This window comes from Pseudoalteromonas sp. GABNS16E, assembly GCF_028598715.1.
Lineage (GTDB): Bacteria > Pseudomonadota > Gammaproteobacteria > Enterobacterales > Alteromonadaceae > Pseudoalteromonas > Pseudoalteromonas atlantica.
On record NZ_JAQREZ010000228.1, the window covers coordinates 1 to 252 of the forward strand.

Here is a 252-nt window from a genome sequence, read left to right on the forward strand (position 1 = left end):
ACCTATGCCCATGTTAGGGCGTTCATTATTATAAGTCCATAACCAATCGGTAGCTTTATCTTGTAACTCACTAATATCACTGTAAATATAATGACTTAGCCAGTCATACCTAACCGTACGATTAAACGGTAATCTCCCCATTTTTAATGGAGGTTATCTGTAGAATTTTCGTTGTTTAACTTTTCCAGTTTTTGTATGGGTGTTATCCCACCTATGCCCATGTTAGGGCGTTCATTATTATAAGTCCATAAC

Annotated in this window: 1 pseudogene; it reads right to left on the reverse strand. The window is 36.5% G+C overall.

Annotated features, from left to right (window positions below):
* A pseudogene (locus PSI06_RS21375) lies at nucleotides 1-126 on the reverse strand (integrase core domain-containing protein); the annotation flags it as partial.
* Nucleotides 127-252: the final 126 nt, after the last annotated feature.